Here is a 2,857-nt window from a genome sequence, read left to right as displayed (position 1 = left end):
CCAGCCAGGCGCCGCTCAGCCCGCCCACCGCAGCGCCCAGCCCCGCCGCCAGCAGGGGCCACCACAGCGCGTCCTTGCGCAGCTGTGCACCCATCTTGGCCCGCGCCCGGGGCCACAGTCGCTGCATGCGCGCCTTCGTCGCCTCGCGGTCGGTGCGCAGGCGCTCGAACTCCAGGTTGTGGATGGCGATCGCCCACTCGAACAGCAGCGCCACGACCACGGCGTAGGGCGCCTGCATCAGGTGGCGAGGCTCCCACTTCATCTCGGCCGACAGCCGCAACATGCCGTAGCCGAAGTCCCGATCGATGCCATCCACGTTCGTGTAGTGGTGGTGCATGTGGTTGTGAAAGTCCCGCCAGTCTTCCTTGCTGCAGGCGCTGTCCCACTCATGGGCCTTGCCCTCGAAGCGCGGGTCGTTCATCCACTCGTATTGCCCGTGCATCACGTTGTGGCCGAACTCCATGTTCTGCAGGCACTTGGACAGCCCCAGGCTGACCAGCGAGGCCAGCGCGACCCAGCCCCAGGGCGCCATGGCAATGGCGCCAGCCAGGGCGATGCCCATGCCAGCCACGAGCAGCCCGATGCGACCTGCTGCCTCCATGCCGCGGATGGCCCACAGCAAGCGCACGATGTAGCGCGCATCCACCTCGCCCACCTGGGCGCGGGTGCGGTCGCGGATGGCGTCGAGTTCGGATGCGAAAGCCGCCAGGCCCTCGGGCGTTGCGGGACCGGGCGCCCGCGAGACGGGGCCCGTCGATGAGGCAGCGGACATCAAAGCGCTTTCTGCGAGACGACTTGCCTCAGACCTGGCGCTGCATCACTGGCGCGACTTCCAGGTGCACGGCTTTTTGCGTGCCGCCCGGCAGGCTGTAGCGTGCGATGCGCTTGAACACCGTCCACAGCTGCGGGATGAAAGCGCCGGTGTTGTAAGGCACCTCGTACTTGCTGCAGACGGCCCGAACCTTGGGCGCCATCTCGATGTAGCGGTTGGCCGGGATGTCCGGGAAGAGGTGGTGCTCGACCTGGTGCGACAGGTTGCCGCTCATCAGGTGCAGCAGCTTGCTGCCGCTGATGTTGCTCGAGCCCAGGATCTGGCGCAGGTACCACTGACCCTTGGTCTCGCCTTCGATCGACTCGCGGCTGAAGGTGTAGATCTCTTCGGTGAAGTGACCACAGAAGATGATGGCCCACGCCCAGATGTTGCGGATCAGGTTGCCCACGGCGTTGCCGGCCAGCACGGCCAGCGCCATGTCCACGGAGGCGCCAAAGGGCAGGCCCACCAGCGCGGCCACCAACGGCCAGACCACGTAGTCGCGCTTGACGATCTTCCACATCTTGGCGCGCACCAGCAGCCACTGCGGGCGCACGTCAGACCACTTGCGGCGGCCGATCACCACCTTGTCCATCTGCATGTCGTGGATGGCCACGAACCACTGGAAGTAGGCCGCCAGCAGCATCGTCAGCAGCAGCTGGAAGGGGTGCAGCCAGCTCCAGCGCAGGTCGTTGGACAGGCGCAGCATGCCGTAGCCAAAGTCGCGGTCCTTGCCGATGACGTTGGTGAAGGTGTGGTGCACGTAGTTGTGCGAGTGACGCCACTCTTCCTTCGGGCAGGTGTTGTCCCAGTCGAAGGTGTCGCCGTGGAACTGCGGGTCGTTCATGAAGTTGAACTGCCCGTGCATCACGTTGTGGCCCAGCTCCATGTTGTCGATGATCTTGCTGACGCCCAGCAGGCCGGCGCCCAGGATCCACGTTGGCGGGAACCAGCCGAACATCAGCAGCGCACGGCCCAGCACCTCGGTCACGCGCACGATGCGCTGGATGCGACGGATGTAGCGGGCGTCTTTTTCGCCCAGGGTGCGACGGGTCTCTTCGCCGATGGCTTCGAGTTCGCGCTCGAAGGCTTTGAGTTCTTCGGCGGTGCGCGGGCCGATGTGGATGCGGGTGGACATGGTCGGGCTCACTTCAAACTTCAATTCAGGGATTCGAGGTCGACGTCGCTCAGGGCGGCGCTCACGCACAGGCGGATCGGCTGGCCTTCACCGTCGATGCGCTGGCCGGTGCTCAGGTCCTGCACCGAGCCCCGGTGCAGTCGGCAGGTGCATTCGTGGCAGATGCCCTGGCGGCAGCCGTGCTTGATCTGCAGGCCCGCCTGCTCGCCAGCGGCCAGCAGCGTCAGGTTGCCGGCGGCTTCGAAGTTGGCGGTTTGGCGGTCGCGGCGCAGCGCGACGGCGTGACGCGCGTTGGGGTCGCCGCTGGCTTGCGGGGGGGCGAAGGCCTCCAGGCGCAGGCGATCTGCGGCACCGGCCTCCTGCCAGAGCTGGCGCGCGGCGTCCATCAGTGGGGCGGGGCCACAGCACCAGGTGGGCAGTTGCGACCAGCCTGGGGCGACCTCGTCGAGCAGGGCGGTGTCCAGCACGCGGGCGCTGGCCTGGGCGGCGTCACGGCCGGGCTCATGGCCGGTGGGCGTGTGGGCGCTGCTGTCCAGCGGCACGTAGCGAAGCAGGTTCCAGCGCTTGGCCAGGTCGTTGAGCTTGTCCGCGAAGATCCGATCTCGCTCGCTGCGAGCGAAGTAGATCAGCGTCACGCGCGTTTGCGGCGCGGTTTCGTGCAGGTGGCGCAGCATGGCCATGCCCGGTGTGATGCCCGATCCGCCCGCGATCAGCAGCAGCTCTGCCGGCGGGGGCGAGGGCAGCACGAAATCACCGGCTGGCGTCTCGATGTCGAAGACATCACCCACCTGGGCATGTTCGTTGAGGTGCTGGGACACCAGCCCGCCCGGCTGGCGCTGGACCGTGATGGCGATGTGGCCCGGTTGACCCGGCACCGCGCGCGGCGAGTAGGCGCGGCGGTGGCGCAC

3 protein-coding genes are annotated in these 2,857 nt (G+C 67.4%); all 3 read right to left on the bottom strand.

Annotated features, from left to right (window positions below; genetic code table 11):
• Positions 1-772: fatty acid desaturase family protein (locus tag B2W70_RS12400; RefSeq protein WP_286746097.1), on the bottom strand; the 772-nt coding region annotated here is incomplete at its 3' end.
• A gap of 28 nt (positions 773-800) precedes the next feature.
• On the bottom strand, positions 801-1,949 hold the full coding sequence (locus tag B2W70_RS12395; protein ID WP_137842300.1) for a fatty acid desaturase family protein: 1,149 nt from the start codon (positions 1,947-1,949) through the stop codon (positions 801-803).
• Positions 1,950-1,969: 20 nt separating this feature from the next.
• Positions 1,970-2,857, bottom strand: an 888-nt coding sequence (locus tag B2W70_RS12390) for a flavin reductase family protein (RefSeq protein ID WP_286746095.1), incomplete at its 5' end; no start/stop codon positions are given.

Source organism: Aquabacterium sp. UBA2148 (genome assembly GCF_002328915.1).
GTDB classification, from domain to species: domain Bacteria; phylum Pseudomonadota; class Gammaproteobacteria; order Burkholderiales; family Burkholderiaceae_C; genus Aquabacterium; species Aquabacterium parvum.
Note: the sequence above shows the minus strand (reverse complement) of the source record. Positions and strands in the feature narration are given on the sequence as shown.